We start from the raw sequence: 16,529 nt of genomic DNA on the forward strand, positions 1-16,529 counted from the left end.
TGTTTCGCCTTCTTCGCTGTTAATTTACGCTGATCCAGATAAAGAAGAGGACCACCATCATAATTTGCAGAATTACTTTGACTACGGTGCTGCTGAACAAGCCGAGCAGGGAGCCGAAGCTGACCTTGACCGCTTTACCCGGCTGGGAGCCGGCGATCAGTTCGCCGATGAAGGCGCCAATAAAAGGGCCGAGGATCAGGCCAATTGGATTAATAAATGGACCAATAATTAAACCAATTGTACTGCCGATCACCGAGGCTCTTGACCCTCCAAACTTCTTAACGCCCCATGCCCCGACCACATAGTCGGCTACGAACAGCACAACCACGATTAAGGTCTGGATCGTCCAGAACCAGGCCCCGAACGAGCCGAACGAAAAGAACCAGCCGTATACAAAAAAGGCCAGATAAATCGCCAGCGCACCAGGCAGGATCGGATACACCGCCCCCGCCAGCCCTACCGCAAACAAAGCAATGATCAAAATCCAACCCAGGATTGCCATTTCTTTAGCCCCCAGTTTTGATAGCATAGTTACACACCTGATGTTTCTTGGTCACATGTACCCAGGTGCAGGCACTTAGTTGCACTTTGTACAACTAAAACACCCGTTTTTGCTGACATTTCCGTTTTAGTTGCACTCTGTACACTTAAGCAGCCGTAAAAGGCTGATTTTGAGCCATTCGGCCAAATTTAACTGTACAAACTACAGTTATTCGCCGCGGGAGCCGCCTTTGGCCAAATATAAGTGTACAAACTGCAGCTATTCTGCAGTTACACCAAATATATATTTCTCAATCACTTCAGCGATGCCGTCCTCGTTATTCGAAGCAACAACAGCATCCGCTTCCTGCTGCACCGTCTCCTGGGCGTTGCCCATTGCCACGCCCAGACCGGCTGCCTGGATTGCCGCCAGGTCGTTCAGGCTGTCGCCTACGGCCACCACCTGGGACATCTCAATGCCCAGCAGCTTGCAGACCTCGCCGATTCCGTAAGCCTTGTTCACGCCAAGCGGGTTAATTTCGAGGTTAGTCGGTGTGGAGTTGGTAATCTCCAGCCCGCCCAGATCCTGAAGCTGCATCAGCAGCTTGTGGCGGATTTCATCGTCCTCTGTGGAGTAACCGAATTTCAGCCACTCCCTGTTCATAATGCCGCCGTCCCAGTTATTCCGGTTGTAGACCTGCTCTGTGGAATAAGCCCAGAACCAGATCCCGTATTCCTCTGCAATTTCGTACAGCTGCTGAATCAGCGCCGGGTCCATCAGCGAACGGCGGTACAGCTCATACGGCTCGCGCCAGAGTTCACTGCCGTTCACAGTAATCATCGGCGTCTTGAGTCCAAGCTGCTCAGCGTATGGCATCGCACTCCGGAACGCCCGTCCTGTGGACAGGCAGACATGCACTCCGGCATCAACCGCTTTTTGAATCCATTCTACTGTCTTCGGGGTAATCAGTTGTTCATCATTCAGCAGGGTTCCATCCATATCCAGTGCAAGCAGGCGGTATTTGGCAGTCATTGCCACCCCTCCATTTCTTGTATGCCCCTCAGGATGAGGGGCTGATTAATGTTACTTAGTTTGTTGAATCAGCGGCATTTGTGCCGTCATCTGCAGCTGTATCACTGTCCGCTGACTTTAAGGATTTCTTCGGTATTCCATCCAGGCCGTATTCCCAGTCATAGGCATCAAAAATCTTGCGCGCCACCGGGGCAGCACTGTTAGAACCGAATCCGCCTTCCGGAATTACTACGGCTACAGCCAGTTTTGGATTTTCACGCGGGGCAAAAGCAATAAACACCCCGTTATCGCGGTTCGTATTCGTTCTGTCCGTCTGCTGCGAGGTTCCTGTCTTGCGGGCAAAATCATAAGAGAAATCAGAGAATGCCGAAACCTCACTGTTCATCCCCTTAATAATCTCCCTCCAATACGACTTATCGAAGGTTGTTACCTCATCCAGCACTTCGCGGCTGAATTGCTTAACGGTATTCCCTTGAGAATCGGTAATTTTGCTCACCAGCTGCGGTTTGATCCGCACACCTTCATTTGCCAGAGTAGAAGTATATTGGGCGAGCTGAAGCACGGTGTAACGCCCCTGCTGGCCGAAGGAAGCATAGACCAGTGCGGCTTGTGCACTACCTGCTGCCTTGGTATCGGTATAGTTGATCTGTCCGAGGAACTCCCGCGGCAGTCCGCTCTGCGTCGAGACGCCCAAACCGAATTCCTTCATATATTTATCCCAGACATCAATACCGCCGCCCTGATACTTTTCAAACAGCTTCTTGCCGACCATATCGACCATAAACGCATTGGACGATTTCTCAATCGCTCTGGCCGGGTCCATCGAACCGTACACGTGACCGGAAGAGTTGCGTACGGAGGCATTGTCATTTTTACCGAAGTAGGCAATCCCTCTGTCCTGATAAACCGTTGAAGTGGTGAAAAAACCTTCATTCAGTCCGATGAGCACACTCAGCGGCTTGATGGTTGAGCCCAGCAGCACGGTAGAACCGAACTCATGGCCTGACATGCCGGAGGAATACGGTGTAATCGTCCCGTTCTGATAGTTACCCATAATATCATTCCATACCTCAGTGTCCATCTTCTCGGCCGTCCATACATTGGTATCATAGTCCGGCATGCTCGCCATCGCAACGATATTTCCTGTATCGACCTCCATCGCCACTGCATAGCCGGTCAGGGCATCAGGATGGGTCTTACCCTGGACAGCATGAGTATGCAGCCAGCTGATCTGATCGGTGATTGCCTGCTCTGTTTTCATCTGGATGGACTTGTTAATAGTCGTCCAGACGTCATTCCCTTTAACGGGAGGTACAACCTCTTCGACCTTTTCGGCCATATTCTGCGGATTAACCGAGATGACCTGATAGCCGTTTTTGCCGCGCAGCTCGCGCTGGTATTGCAGCTCAAGCCCGTCAAAGCCGACAAATTCATCATCTTTATAGCTCAGGCCGGGATCAGCGTCGATTTTTTTCATCGCCGCCTGTATATTTTTATAGATATCCAGACTGTTCGAGGATTTGAACGGCTTGATATAACCGATCGTCTGCACCGCTACTGTGTCCTTGTCATAATGTCGGCTGCTCTCCTCGACAATTTCCAGACCCGGATATTCACTCTTATGCTCCATAAAATAGGCTACTTCCTTTGAAGTCAGCCCCGCCTTGATCCGCCGGGCCATGAAGCCCGAATATTTCTTGAAATATAAGTCCAGTGAAGAGATGACATCCTCCTCAGTAAGCTGTTCTGCAGCAGGATCGCCATAATTTTTAAAATCCTCTACCAGTCTTGCCGCGAGCTCCTCGCCTTTTGCTTTGGCTTCCGGAGTCAGCGTAGTTTTGCCGGTAACCTTATCCGTGGTTTTGGCAGTATATTCCTTGGTTAGCGTGATATATAGGGACTGCACAGACGTTGAATAAGCAAGCTCCTCGCCTCCTGCTGCCCGGATTACACCGCGGATCGCCGCCAGCGGCACATTTTTGGTATCGCGGCTGGTCTCCACTTCAGTCAGGGTAGGCCCTTCAACAAACTGCACAACGGCAAGACGGATGATTATGACGCAGAATATAACGAACGTGCTGAAAAAGAACACGTTGATCCGCAGGCCGAGCGAGCTCTTGGTGACATTTTTATCTGGCGGGGTGACCTGCTTACGGAAAAAACTCACAGTTTTTCACTCCTTTACATCGTAAATAAACCTTGCCCTACAGCACAACAATACTTCCCCCGAATTGTACCATATAACAAGGTCTGACTTCCTCTTTTGTCACAGTACGTCCTCTTTAATATGCGTTTCTCCGAAGTCCTTGGTGTTGAACCAGTCTCCGCTGGCCGCCCAGGTAGAATCAAGCGGAATCCAGGCCTGCCTTTCAGGAATATAGACCTCGTTCCAGGCATGTGCCCCGTAGCCGCCTTGCCCGTCATAACCGCGCCCGGTGACAACACGCACCTGAAGCCCCTGTGAACGGCCCATAACTGCATACAGCCGCGCATAATCAATGCAGACACCCAGCCGGGTACCGAACGTGTCCACTGGCGTCTGCTCATGCCAGATCCCGTTCTGCTCATAATTGTCCGCCTTGGCGTAGTCATAGGTGATCCGCGAACCGATCCAGTCGTACAGCAGCTTCGCTTTCTCTTCCGGATCGGCAGCCTGTCCGGCAATATCCGCCGCCGCATCCTCAATATCCGGTGAGATGTCATGATCAATCACCTCATATTTGCGGCGGAGAATATCGTTCATCTCGGCGGCTACCGCCTTGCTCAGGACAGGCAGCCTGCTGCGCACATCCTCACCGGCAATCGGTTCAAATACCGCTGCTGCGCTCTGGCTGTAAATAGGGGAGGATTCGACATAGCGGCTGAAGCTGCTGTCGGGATTCAATCCTACCCCTATATAAAGGGCGAAGACCAGTACCAGTCCGCGGACCAGCCCCACGGCAAGACCGACAGCAGCACCGCTGAGCCGGCTGACCTGGCTGATCCTCCGTTCACGCGGCCGTTCCTTCCGCCTTGGGAGACGGAAGGGCAGAAACATGAACAGCAGCCCGAGCAGCGGCCGGATCAGGGTGTAGGCTATCAGCAGCAGCAGGAAAAACCGCACCAGCGGCGAGCCCTCCAGCACTGAAACAGCGGTATAGTACAGCTGCTGCCAACCGCTAAGCCGGCTGTCCGGCAGCACGACTGACGCAGCCCAGGACTGGGCTAAGGGAGACATATACAGCGCCGCAGGAACGGCAATGAGCAGCGCCGCCGCAGTCAGCAGGCCTGTCCCCAGCAGGCCGAACAGCCCGCCCGCCGCCCGGCTGAAGCCGCGGCTCCAGCCCTGGAGGAGGGAAAAGAGCACAACCAGCAGCAGCAGGATCGAGATGACATTAGCTTCAGTGAGGCTGGCTATCCAGCTGTTCAGCATTTCCATCCTCCTTTATCCTAATTCCCGTTTTTTCGCGCTTCTTCTATAAAAGTCTTGGTCGTATCCGTAATGCTCCACTTGCCGAGACTGACACCGCGGAAGGTCACTTCGACCTTATCTTCTCCGGCCGCTCCCTTTACTTCAAGATTCGGCGTTGTAATGGTGAAGGTACCGTCTCCGCCCGAGGTATATTTGGCCTCTTTGGCCTCACTCAGCATCACTTCCTGTGCTTCGCTCTTCAGTGTGCTTACCGTACTGTCCGCCACCTTGTTTACAGCATCGCCGATCTGATCCATCGTAACCCCGCTGTAAATGAACAGGCCGGCGATAATCACGATGACAATCGCCCATTTCAGCATCGTCTTGACCAGATTAATAACGGCAAACAGAATAACAAGCACTATAACAATGACCAGCCAATTCTCTCTGATAAACTGTGACCATACTGCCGGATCCATCAATTTCACAACACTCCTATCACAAATTTCATATTCATTATTATACATGAATGCCCCATATAATTCATGATTGCCTGCGGGTATACAGCCTAAACGAATAAAATGGTATAAGCCCCCGGGTGCACACGTAGAGTACAAGTAGGCTCTGCCGCAAGCTGTCCGCTGCTGCCATTCTATTTTAGTGTAAAAAAAAGAACCCCGGCATGCCCTTTCCAGGTAATGGCCGGCCCTTCCGGAGGTGTACACCTTGAAAACCGCACTGTGGCTTTATCTGTTTCTGTTTCTGGCTTTTTTTGATCTGCACGCCCAGTATCCGATTCTGACCCCGTTTGCCATGTCGCTCGGTGCGGGTCCCGCCTTCATCGGCTGGATGATGGGCATGTATTCGCTGACCCACCTGCCCGGCAATCTGCTGGCAGGCGTACTGGTCGACAAGAATGGCAGCCGGCGCTACATTGTGTTCAGCCTTGTGACAGCCGGCTTAATACTGCTGCTGCAGGCTTACGCCCAGCTCCCCTGGCACCTGCTCGCGCTGCGGGCAGCCAGCGGCTTTGCGCTTGCCTTCCTCTCCCCGGCCTGCATGACGCTGCTGGCTTCGCTGTCGGATAATTCAGAAACGCAGGGTAAATACATGTCCGGACACGGCATTATTCATACCCTTGCCTCCGTGGTTTCTCCGGCAGCAGGTGCCTATATTGTGCACAAGGCCGGCTATTCCGGCACCTTCAGCACACTGGGCTGGCTGCTGATTGCCACCGGGCTTATGGCTCTGGTCAGCGTACCGAAACATTCGCCTGCCCGTGCCCGCGCCGTGCAGCCGCAGCCGCAGTCTGCACTGGCCGAACCGCCCCGTGCAGCCCTTAAAGAAACAAAAACCAGCCGGCGGTATTATCTGCTTCCGTTCTTTATCTCCTGCTCGCAGGGCGTCCTGTTCTTTGAACTCCCGCTGTCCCAGGGCCAGGACGGGATGGTATCTACCGGTGTGCTGCTCTCCCTGATGAGCCTCGGGGCGCTGGCCACACTCAGCCTGATGTTTCTAAACCGCCTGTCCCCGGCGGTCCGCATCGCTTGCGCCCTGCTCGGAATGGCGCTGTGCTTCTTTACTCTCGCAGCCTTTGACAGTATACCGGCAGGCGCCGTCCTGTTTGTGCTGGGAGCCGCAAAGGGTGTACTGTTTCCGGCGATGGCCTCCCTGTTCATCAGCCTTGGAAATGGCGGCCGGCTGGGCCGCACCTTCTCGCTGCAGTCGATCGCCATGTCGCTTGGCGCTTTTGCCGGACCGGTCGCCGCCGGGCAGCTGCGCGGATATGTCTCGCCTTATTTCATTGCCTTTGTGCTGCTTATGACCGCGATCCTGCTGCTCCCGCCTAAAGGGGACAGCCTGCATTCATCATATCGTCCCGGCTTAAACACTCCGGCAGCATGAAACAACAAGACGGCATAGCAACAACCCGGCTGTTAACAAAAGCCGCTAAAGTCCGCAGCATTTTGCCGCTAAAATCAGCCATTCATCACCCGGCCTCTGCCGGGTGATCTTTCTTTTTCCGACATTTCCCGGGTAATGATTGCAATACTGTCGCATCCGGGTGTTAAAAATGACGAAGCTTAGGTAAAATAACAGATAAGTACCGCATTAATGTTTAATCCGCTTAAGCTTACCCGTTCTATCCGTACAATTTAAGAGCCAGAGGTGACACCTTATGTCCATTACCATTATAGTCGAAGGCAAAAACGACAAGAGCCGGCTGCGCCGCGTGCTTAGTCCGGAGGTCGACATTATGTGTACCTTCGGTACGCTAAATACGCTGAAACTGGATTCCCTGCGCCGAAAAATCGGGGACGGCGAAGTATACCTTTACATGGATAATGACAGCTCCGGCAAAAAAATCCGCGGCATTCTGCGTGACGCATTCCCGGATGCCGTTCATATCTATACCCGCAAAGGGTACGCCGGTGTAGAAGGCACTCCGGATGAATACAGCATTACCCAGCTTGAAAAGGCCGGTCTGGAGGAGTACATCATCTATCCGCAGCCGCTTCCATATCCTGATAGGTAACATATGAAAAGAAGCCTTGTTCACCTCCGCGCAAGCAGCGGAGCCGGACAAGGCTTCTTTTAGTAACAGTACAGCAGTTAATCACGGGCCAGCTTCTTCAGGGAATCTGCAAGGAACTCAGGCGTTATATTCTCCGTATCCCCCGCATCATACAGGCCGCGCAGCTGATTGTTCCGGTCTACCAGACCGATCAGATTGGCATGGGCAAAGTTATCCTTGTTGTTCCCGTAGATAAGCACCTTGAAGGAGTCTGATGCCAGCTTGCGCACCTGCTCCTGATCGCCCCGCAGAAAGTACCAGCCGTTATAATCCGCATGAAAACGGTCAGCGAACGTCCTGATGGCTTCGCGTGTATCATTCTCGGGGTCGAAGGAGATCGAGACAAACGCCGTATCCTTGCCGAAGCTGCCTTCCTTAGCCAACAGATCCTGGGTTTCCGACAGCATATACGTAGTAATAGGACATACATCGGGACACTCGGTAAAAAAGAAATACACCAGCCGCGCCTTCCCTTGCGTATCTGCCAGCGTAATCTGTTTACCGTCTACATTTTCCAGAGAGAAGTCCTGTACTTCCCCGATAACCGGCAGCTTGCTTTTGGCCAGCCCCATTGAGTTGACTGCCAGAAAAACCGCCAGACCTAAGGCAATCAAAAGCAGCAGCCAGGTCCATTTGTAACGCTTCAAGGTTTGCACAGGCTTCTCTCCCCTCTTTATCCGTGGATCGTATTCAGTACAAGCGCGATCAGACTGACAGTGAGGTAGTTAATGGAGAAAAAGAAATTTTTCTTGGCCCAGGCATCATCATCCTTTGCCTTAAAGCCGATTATAGTCAGGTACAGCCAGGCAACAGACAAACCAAGTGATATGACGAGATAAAAAATCCCTGCATAATCATATGCATACATGAGCACTGGAACAGGCAGCAGCAGCGCTACATAAGGAATCATCTGAAACTTAGTGCGCCGGACTCCCTTTACTACCGGGAGCAGCGGAAAGCCTGCAGCTCTGTACTCCTCTTTGCGGCGGATGCCCAGAGCCCAGAAATGGGGCGGCTGCCACAGGAAAAGCATGGCGAACAGCAGCCAGGCGCCAAGATCAACCTTGCCCGTAACGGCGACATATCCGATAACCGGCGGCATTGCGCCGGAGATGGCACCGACCGAGGTGCTCCAGGTTGAAGTTCTTTTGAGCCAAAGCGTATAAACAACAACATACACGAACACGCCGACAATGCCGAACAGTCCGGCCAGGACGCCGCAGAAGGCAAACAGTACAGCCATACCGGCTATACCCAGCCCGATGGCATACATCAGCACTACATTAGGTTTCAGCCTGCCGGTTGGCAGCCCGCGCTCGCGTGTCCGTTCCATTTTCATATCCAGATCACGGTCGAAATAGTTGTTAAACACACAGGCCGAAGCCATTACGAGCATCGTTCCAAGGAGCGTCAGGATTAATTTGCCGTACTGCACATCCCAGCCCGATGCCACCCAGTAGCCCGCAAAGGCAGCGATCAGGTTGGAGCGGATAATGCCCGGCTTGGTTACTGTAATAAAATCGCGCCAGCCGGCGCCCTCCCGGGGCGACTTGGCCTTTGCTCCTGCGGAATCGGAAGAGGCCTGATATCTCAATTGATTGTCCACGTTTGGTGTTCCTCCTTCTAAGGGACTTCTAAGCATTCTATTGGAGCTACAGATCATTTTACATCGTTCTCAATTGAGAAAAATATTCACTCCGCTGTTAACTTTATCATATCAAACCGCAAAAGACTTTGACAATCATTGACCAGGATGTTCATCAATTTGACAATTACGTGACTTTATTTATTTCTGTTCCGTTTAAATAAGTCAGCTTAAAATTGGGTAGTTATTAATAGAGAACTTCCGTACAAAGGAGATCTGACCAATGGATACAGCAACACATTTTGTAATGGGCCTCGGACTTGCCGGACTATCCTTCGTTGATCCTGTCGTGGCCTCGCAGCCTACCCTGGCCGGAGCCGTCATGATCGCCACTGTACTGGCTTCTCAAGCCCCGGATGCCGACACTGCACTGCGTCTTAAAAATAATGCCGTGTACATCCGCAACCACCGGGGAATCACCCATTCACTGCCCTTCCTCCTGCTGTGGCCGGCTTTGATTACCGTCGTAATCGGCCCGTTATTCGGCTTTACGGATCTGCAGGCTTTAGGCCATATTGCGCTCTGGAGCTTTATCGGCGTAGCCGTCCATGTCTTCACAGATCTGTTTAACACCTATGGAACCCAGGCTGCCCGCCCGTTCACCGAGAAATGGGTCGCGTGGAACATCATCCATATCTTTGATCCGTTCATCTTTGGCAGCCATGCAGCTGCGATCATTCTCTGGATTAGCGGTATTGTGCCTCCGGCTCCGCTGTTCACCATCCTGTATATCTGCGTAGCTGCTTATTATGTCTGGCGGACGGTTGTGCATGCCCGGATCACACACAATATCAGGAACAAGGATATGCACCATGATACCGGTGACCGCTATATTGTTATCCCTTCAATCTCGCCGACGCGCTGGAATGTGGTTAAAGCCAAGACCGACGGCAGCTACAATGTCGGTGTGTTGAATGGAGGACGGCTGGAATGGTTCAAGCATGCTGTATGCTCCACCCACCCGGCAGTAGAGCATTCCAAGTCACATCCCGATGTCCAGGCCTTTCTGTATTTTACTTCCTATGCCGTGGCCGAAGTCGAGGAACTCTCCTCCGGTTATATTGTACGCTGGGGGGATGTACGTTATTTACACCGCAAGCAATTCCCTTTCGTGGCAGTGCTGGCTATGGACAGTGAATATCATGTGCTTAACACCTATGTCGGCTGGCTCAGCAGCGAAAAGCTGGAGGAACGGTTCGCCATTGATCCCGGTTCAATGAAGCTGTAGCGTCACAGTTTATTCAAAAAGCTCAGGCAGGACGGCATTTTCCACATCCAGGGAATGGCCGCTCTGCCTGTTTCACTTTCAGCTCCCATGTATTTCCCCCTCTTGACGCCTGCGGCTGCTTAGGGCACAATCTCCATAAAGCGTTTTCAGTAGAAATTCTTCATTTTTGCAGATATTCCCTTCTTTTATTCTCTTGCTTTACACACAAAAAAAATCCTGCAGGGCAAAAACCCTGCAGGATCCATTCATTCGCTATTATAGAAAGGAAGGCTGGCTGATATGGGTAAAGGTCTGTCACTCTGGTTCGCAACATCTTCAATACTGATTCTTACAGCCGCTTCAATCTCTATTAGTTACAACATCTGGCTGGCACTGCTGCTGGGCCTGCTCTGCATCCTTAATATCGGCTGGGGCTTTGTCCTCAAAGCCAGATTGAGACGCAAAGCGGAAGCGGGAGCGCAGCGTTCCTCTTAACGGTATGGCAGGAAGCCCATCCGTTCCTTCACTTCAGCGAGCGTCTGGGAGGCTACGCTGCGGGCGCGTTCTGCACCCTGGGCCAGAATCTCATCCAGCATACCCGAGCTGCGGATTTCCTGATACCGCTGCTGCAGCGGCTCCAGTGTAGCCACCAGCACCTCGCCCAGATTCTTTTTGAAGCCCCCGTACATCTGCCCTTCATACTGATCGGCAATCTGCTGCAGGCTCAGGCCGGAGCACTCTGCATAAATGCTCATTAGATTGCTGATCTCCGGCTTGTTCGCCGGATCGTATACAACCTCACGCCCTGAATCCGTTGTCGCCCGGCTGATTTTTTTACGGATCACATCAGGCGGATCGAGCAGTGCAATAAAGCTGCCGGCATTAGGATTGCTCTTGCTCATTTTTTTGCTTGCATCGTCCAGTGACATGATCCGTGCGCCTACTTCCGGAATGTACGGGGCGGGAACAGTGAAGAAATCGCCAAAGCGGTGGTTAAAGCGTCCCGCCAGGTCACGGGTCAATTCCAGATGCTGCTTCTGGTCTTCCCCTACCGGCACGAGATCAGCGTTGTAGACAAGGATATCAGCCGCCATCAGCGACGGATATACGAACAGGCCTGCGCCAACCGAATCTTTGCCGGAGGATTTGTCCTTGAACTGCGTCATCCTTTCCAGCTCGCCCATAGCGGTCAATGTGGTCAGAATCCAGCCCAGCTCTGCGTGCTGGGGTACATGTGACTGCATATACACGTTGGAAATTTTCGGATCAATCCCTGCGGCAAGATAGAGCGCTGCAACCGACTGAGAATTTTCACGCAGTGCAGCAGGGTCCTGGGCCACTGTAATGGCGTGCAGATCCACCACCATAAAGAAGCATTCATGCTCCTGCTGCAGTTTCACGAAATTTTTAATCGCTCCGATATAGTTGCCGAGAGTCAGGGAACCGCTGGGCTGAATGCCCGACAATACTTTTTTTGCCATGTTAATGATTACCTCCATTCGTTAATTCCTATTTACGCAAACGCAAAAAGGCCCCACATCCGCAAGGGACGTGAGACCGTGGTGCCACCCTTATTCGCTGCCTGGCAAGCTCCAGGTGGAACCATGCACAAAACAGCCTTAGCTTCCGGTAACGGGGAAGAGCCGTCCGGTCTACTAAGGCCTGCAGCCTGTTCAATCGCGGCGCTCAAGGGTCCATTCAGCCAGGAGTGTCCTGCCGGTTCGCATCAACCACCGGTTTTCTGAAGGCGCACTTTCTGCTTACTTGTCCCTGTCATCGCATTGTAATCATATCTTAATGCATTCATCATAGAGCGATCCCCCGAAGTTGTCAAATCGCTTATCCACAGCCGGATAAATCTGTTATGATAAAGGTAATCGTGTTCTATGCAATCAAGTTAAGTTAAAGGAGCATATCTCTTATGAAACAGGTGACCAAAGGACAGTGGGGCGGTTATGATACCTACATTCTGCATAGCCGTGAACTGGAAGTCACGCTTCTGCCCCGTCTGGGGAACAACGTGATTTCCTTATGGGACCGTAAGGAAGAACGGCAGATCCTGCGCACGCCTGATGAAAACGACTTGGCTTTTTATATGCAGAAGCCTTACCATTTCGGCATTCCGCTGTTAGTTCCGCCAGGACGTATCCGCAAGGGCCAGTTCAAGTTCGCAGGCACCAGCTACCAGTTCGAGCAGAACTCGTCAGGAGACCATCACATTCACGGCCTGCACCGGACCCAGTCCTGGTGTGTCAGCGACATTGAAGAAGACGAGGACGGCTGTGCGGTAACGACTGAATTTAATACAGCTAATGACGACAACTGGATGGCCCAGTTTCCTGTACCGCTGCGTCTGGAAATGACCTTCCGGCTGCAGGATGCCAGACTCCAGCAGACGCTGAAGGTCACTCATTTAGGAGACACAAGCATTCCTTTCGGGATCGGCTATCACACCTGGTTTATGATTGACGGGCAGCCGCAGCGCTGGAAGCTCTGCCTGCCGGCTGAGAGCATCTATGAACTGAATGAAGAGCTGCTGCCAAGCGGCAATCTGCTTCCACTGGGTACACTGGATTCTTTAAATCAGGGAATGAGCCTGACAGGCAAGGATCTGGATACTGTACTGAGAACCGGTGGACAGCTGCCGTCTGAAGCCCTGCTGATGAGAGAAGACGGCTACGGTATCCGTTACACCGCAGATAAGGACTATTTCCGCCACTGGGTCATCTATACAAAAGGACTGGCTGATCAGTATCTGTGCGCCGAGCCCTATACCTGGCTGCCGGATGCGCCTAATCTTGACAGGGATGCCGGCTTTACCGGACTGATTACCCTGAAGCCCGGCGAAACCCTGACCCTGCCGAGCACACTTGAAATCATTTATCCCAAACTTTGATTTTCATATAATTTCCAGCCTTAAAAACTGCTGATTCCGTGCATGAATTCTCCTCCTCGCGCCCATACTATCTTCACAACGGACGAAGGAGGTGACAAACATGGGTCAAGCAGGTCAACAAGGTCGTGGAAGCCGTTCTAATAACCTGGTCGTTCCACAAGCGAATGCAGCGCTGCAGCAGTTGAAATTTGAAGCAGCACAGGAGCTTGGTGTAACGATTCCTCAAGATGGTTACTACGGTAACTACACTTCCCGCGAAACCGGTTCTTTGGGAGGTTACATCACCAAACGTCTGGTACAACTGGCAGAGCAACAGCTTTCCGGTCGTGCGTAGTCACTAATTTTTAACGGATTTATCCGGCAGGGTTCATTCCCTGCCGGGCTGGTTTTAAAGCCCGTCTGCGCTTCAAGCCGAAGCGCGGGCGGGCTTTTTGCTATTACTGGTATATGTATATGACTCAGCCGAAGTACTGGTCGGGCATTTCTCCGGAATGCGGACCGCGCGGAGCACGGATCATGAGATTTGCCATGTTGTAGTTGGACTCAAGAACCGCGTCAACAACCACCATTCCCTGGCGGACAGCAAATTCATAGCTTATTTCGCCATGAGTCCAGCGGCGCTTGTACTTCAGGCTCTCCAGTGCCATCAGCCGGAATGAAGATTGCTGGACAGAGGTTAACCCGTCCTGTCCATCCGTGAAGGTGCCACTGCGTCCGGACAAGGGATTATGGCGGATCCCGAACTTACCGATGACATTATTTCTGATCTGCATGAACACAGTGCCTGAGCTTAGCCCGGATAGTTCCTCCTGCAGTTCCTTGAATACCAAATCCACCTGTCTTGCCAGTGATAACTGTTCCGTCCGTAGCATATTGTTCCCCCTAAAAGTTTTGTAAGCATAGCTTCCTTGTTTGATCTTCGGCAAAACTTACTCCGAAAGCATAAGCTTAGTTTTGTAAGCATAGCTTCCTTGTTTGATCTTCGGCAAAACTTACTTCGAAAGCATAAGCTTAGTTTTGTAAGCATAGCTTCCTTGTTTGGTCTTCCTGATCAGACTTCGACATAATTCATCCTAAAAGCGTCTTTTCCGGTTAGTTCTTCACTTTTCCATGCATTTCCGCCTTCATATTCGATGCTTAGCAGGCCTTATATAAGGCTTCAGGCTCATTATAGGCTACACTTTTCAGAGCTTCAACATTATTCAACATAATTGGGTTATTATCCCTAAAAATGCGCAGTTCACAGTATCATATTTAATAATCCGCTCTAAATAACGACCATTTTCGACACCATTACATATAAAAAAAGCCTCTAAAAAGAGGCTTTTGCATATTCACACATACATTCAGCAGCACTATTCATTCTGCAATATTATGATTTGTCCTATTTTTGACAAACATTCAGGCAAATTGCTCAGTCATCCGCAGGAACTCGTTAATATCTTCTACGATAAGATCTACAGCGCCCTGCCAGAAATCCGGCTTCGTAAGATCAACTCCAAGATGTCTCATGACCAGCTCTTCCAGTGTCATCACGCCGGTATCCCGCAGCAGGCTGTCATATTTATCCGCGAACGACGGTCCTTCCTGCAGAGCCAGACGATATAATCCTGTACTGAACATATAACCTACGGTATACGGGAAGTTGTAGAACGGCACATCCGTGATATAGAAGTGCAGCTTGGATGCCCAGAAATGCGGGTGGTATTCCGACAGCACGCCGCAGAATGCTTCCTTTTGTGCTTCCTCCATCAGTGCAGACAGCTCCTCAGCATTGACGAGACCTTCCTTGCGCTTTTCGTAGAACCGGGTTTCAAACAGGAAGCGGGCGTGGATATTCATAAAGAAAGCTACACTGTTCTGAATTTTCGCTTCCAGCAGAGCCAGCTTCTCATCTTCATCGGAAGCAGCCTTCACCTGCGCGTCAGATACGATTACTTCAGCAAAGGTTGAAGCAGTCTCCGCTACATTCATAGCATAGTTCTGGTTGAAGAAGGGCTGGTCATCCAGCAGGAAAGAGTGATACGCATGACCCAGCTCATGAGCCAGTGTCGATACATTGGACGGTGTGCCGCTGTAGGTCATAAATATCCGTGATTCCTTGCTCTCCGGGAATGATACGCAGAATCCGCCGGGACGCTTGGCCGCACGGTCTTCCACCTCAATCCAGTCATTGTCGAAAGCATGCTCGGCAAAATCAGCCAGCTTCGGACTAAATTTGCGGAATTGCGTCACAATGTCTTTTGCTGCCGCTTCGTAAGGTATTTTGCCGGAGGATTTGCCGACAGGCGCATCCACATCAACCCAGGACAGCGAATCCTTGCCGAGAACCTTGGCCTTGCGCTCCAGGTAGGAAACCAGCGCCGGTTTATTTCTGGTGATTACATCCCACATCGTATCCAGGGTGGCGCGGGACATCCGGTTGATGGCGAGCGGTTCTTTCAGTACATCCTCCCAGCCGCGTCCCTTGTACAGCTTCAGGCGGAAGCCGGCCAGGTGATTCAGCGTATCTGCACTGTAGTCTTCAGCCGCGGTCCATGCCTCCTCCCATTTCCGGAACATCGCTTCACGGACGCCGGCATCATCGTCACTCAGCTTGTTGAACGCCTGGCCGACCGACAGCAGCCTGGTTCCATTCTCATCTTCAAAAGGGACCTCGATCGCACCTACAATTGTCTCGTAATGTTCGCTCCAGCCATGATACCCGTCAACGGCCAGCTCCAGGGCGAGGCTCTCAAGCTCAGGGCTCATCTTCTCACGGGCCTGATCGCGGCGTTCACTGAGCACGAAGGTAAGCGGTGCAATCTCGGGGCGGGACATCCATTGTGCCCACACCTCATCTGATGTCTGGCGCAGGATGCTGTCGAACTGTGAGCTGATGCCTTCGAACCCGGCGCGCAGTCCTGTTACCTTAGCAGACAGGCGGACAGCTCCTTTGTCCTGCTGATTCTGGGCTCCGAGACAACCGGCAAATTCAGAGGCCTGAGTCAGACGTGAGGCACAGCTCTGCAGCAGGCCGATTACATCGTCCAGCGCAGCAGTATCATATGCACTGACGGGAAAAACAGCACTGCTAACCTGTCCGCGCAAGGTTTCGATATCTTCTTCGAGCTTTTTGAGGAAGTCCCCAAACTGGGCAGAGGAGGATCCCCCGGGGAATATAGAGTCCAGATTCCAGGTTAATGAGACTGGTTGTTTCATAGCTTTTCACCATTCCTTTGCGCTTATTGGGTTTTCTTTGTATTTGGCTGTAAGCCATGGTAAAGTGAATACGAAAAACGGTTAACCAATTTCTAAGGAGG

At 51.8% G+C, this 16,529-nt stretch carries 16 protein-coding genes; 6 read left to right on the forward strand and 10 right to left on the reverse strand.

The window, feature by feature from the left end; translation table 11 throughout:
• Window positions 1–19: 19 nt before the first annotated feature.
• From NST84_RS25320 to NST84_RS25340, 5 genes are all read right to left on the reverse strand, one after another.
• Entirely contained in the window at window positions 20–502 is a 483-nt protein-coding gene (locus NST84_RS25320; RefSeq protein ID WP_342562859.1) for a DUF456 family protein, read from the reverse strand.
• A gap of 258 nt (window positions 503–760) precedes the next feature.
• The gene (locus NST84_RS25325; protein WP_342562860.1) at window positions 761–1,513 is read right to left on the reverse strand and encodes a Cof-type HAD-IIB family hydrolase; all 753 of its coding nucleotides are present in this window, start codon (window positions 1,511–1,513) and stop codon (window positions 761–763) included.
• Window positions 1,514–1,568: 55 nt separating this feature from the next.
• A complete protein-coding gene (locus tag NST84_RS25330; RefSeq protein ID WP_342562861.1) occupies window positions 1,569–3,680 on the reverse strand; it encodes a penicillin-binding transpeptidase domain-containing protein in 2,112 nt (703 codons plus the stop codon).
• 99 nt (window positions 3,681–3,779) lie between these two features.
• A complete protein-coding gene (locus tag NST84_RS25335; RefSeq protein WP_342562862.1) occupies window positions 3,780–4,925 on the reverse strand; it encodes a transglutaminase-like domain-containing protein in 1,146 nt (381 codons plus the stop codon).
• A 17-nt stretch (window positions 4,926–4,942) separates the two neighbouring features.
• Window positions 4,943–5,383, reverse strand: coding sequence for a hypothetical protein (locus NST84_RS25340; RefSeq protein WP_342562863.1), 441 nt, complete (start codon window positions 5,381–5,383; stop codon window positions 4,943–4,945).
• Between the two features lie 247 nt (window positions 5,384–5,630).
• Here NST84_RS25340 and NST84_RS25345 point away from each other — a divergent pair, with 247 nt between their 5' ends.
• Both NST84_RS25345 and NST84_RS25350 read left to right on the forward strand, forming a co-directional pair.
• Window positions 5,631–6,809, forward strand: a complete 1,179-nt coding sequence (locus NST84_RS25345; protein WP_342562864.1) for an MFS transporter — start codon at window positions 5,631–5,633, stop codon at window positions 6,807–6,809.
• Window positions 6,810–7,083: 274 nt separating this feature from the next.
• Entirely contained in the window at window positions 7,084–7,440 is a 357-nt protein-coding gene (locus NST84_RS25350; RefSeq protein ID WP_342562865.1) for a DNA primase, read from the forward strand.
• A gap of 77 nt (window positions 7,441–7,517) precedes the next feature.
• Here NST84_RS25350 and NST84_RS25355 read toward each other — a convergent pair whose 3' ends face one another.
• Window positions 7,518–8,135 carry an SCO family protein gene (locus tag NST84_RS25355; RefSeq protein WP_342562866.1) on the reverse strand — a complete coding sequence of 206 codons (618 nt, stop codon included), beginning with the start codon at window positions 8,133–8,135 and terminating at the stop codon, window positions 7,518–7,520.
• 17 nt (window positions 8,136–8,152) lie between these two features.
• Window positions 8,153–9,085 (reverse strand): heme o synthase, encoded by a 933-nt coding sequence (gene cyoE / locus NST84_RS25360; protein WP_342562867.1) that lies wholly within the window; start codon window positions 9,083–9,085, stop codon window positions 8,153–8,155.
• A 262-nt stretch (window positions 9,086–9,347) separates the two neighbouring features.
• Between cyoE and NST84_RS25365 the strand changes: the two genes are divergently transcribed.
• Together NST84_RS25365 and NST84_RS25370 are read left to right on the forward strand one after the other, a co-directional pair.
• On the forward strand, window positions 9,348–10,352 hold the full coding sequence (locus tag NST84_RS25365; protein ID WP_342562868.1) for a metal-dependent hydrolase: 1,005 nt from the start codon (window positions 9,348–9,350) through the stop codon (window positions 10,350–10,352).
• Window positions 10,353–10,631: 279 nt separating this feature from the next.
• Window positions 10,632–10,826, forward strand: coding sequence for a hypothetical protein (locus tag NST84_RS25370; protein ID WP_342562869.1), 195 nt, complete (start codon window positions 10,632–10,634; stop codon window positions 10,824–10,826).
• On the opposite strand, the gene trpS is transcribed toward NST84_RS25370, so the two are convergent.
• Entirely contained in the window at window positions 10,823–11,812 is a 990-nt protein-coding gene (trpS, locus tag NST84_RS25375; RefSeq protein WP_342562870.1) for a tryptophan--tRNA ligase, read from the reverse strand. The two genes, NST84_RS25370 and trpS, sit on opposite strands and share 4 nt — an antisense overlap.
• A gap of 440 nt (window positions 11,813–12,252) precedes the next feature.
• Between trpS and NST84_RS25380 the strand changes: the two genes are divergently transcribed.
• Together NST84_RS25380 and NST84_RS25385 are read left to right on the forward strand one after the other, a co-directional pair.
• On the forward strand, window positions 12,253–13,227 hold the full coding sequence (locus tag NST84_RS25380) for an aldose 1-epimerase (protein ID WP_342562871.1): 975 nt from the start codon (window positions 12,253–12,255) through the stop codon (window positions 13,225–13,227).
• Window positions 13,228–13,327: 100 nt separating this feature from the next.
• Window positions 13,328–13,561, forward strand: coding sequence for an alpha/beta-type small acid-soluble spore protein (locus tag NST84_RS25385; RefSeq protein WP_039876911.1), 234 nt, complete (start codon window positions 13,328–13,330; stop codon window positions 13,559–13,561).
• Window positions 13,562–13,685: 124 nt separating this feature from the next.
• On the opposite strand, the gene NST84_RS25390 is transcribed toward NST84_RS25385, so the two are convergent.
• Complete coding sequence (locus NST84_RS25390) at window positions 13,686–14,099, reverse strand: O-methyltransferase (protein ID WP_342562872.1); 414 nt, start codon at window positions 14,097–14,099, stop codon at window positions 13,686–13,688.
• Window positions 14,100–14,628: 529 nt separating this feature from the next.
• A complete protein-coding gene (locus NST84_RS25395) occupies window positions 14,629–16,428 on the reverse strand; it encodes a M3 family oligoendopeptidase (RefSeq protein WP_342562873.1) in 1,800 nt (599 codons plus the stop codon).
• Between the last annotated feature and the right edge of the window lie 101 nt (window positions 16,429–16,529).

Source organism: Paenibacillus sp. FSL R7-0345 (genome assembly GCF_038595055.1).
In the GTDB taxonomy this organism is placed as follows: Bacteria; Bacillota; Bacilli; order Paenibacillales; family Paenibacillaceae; genus Paenibacillus_AQ.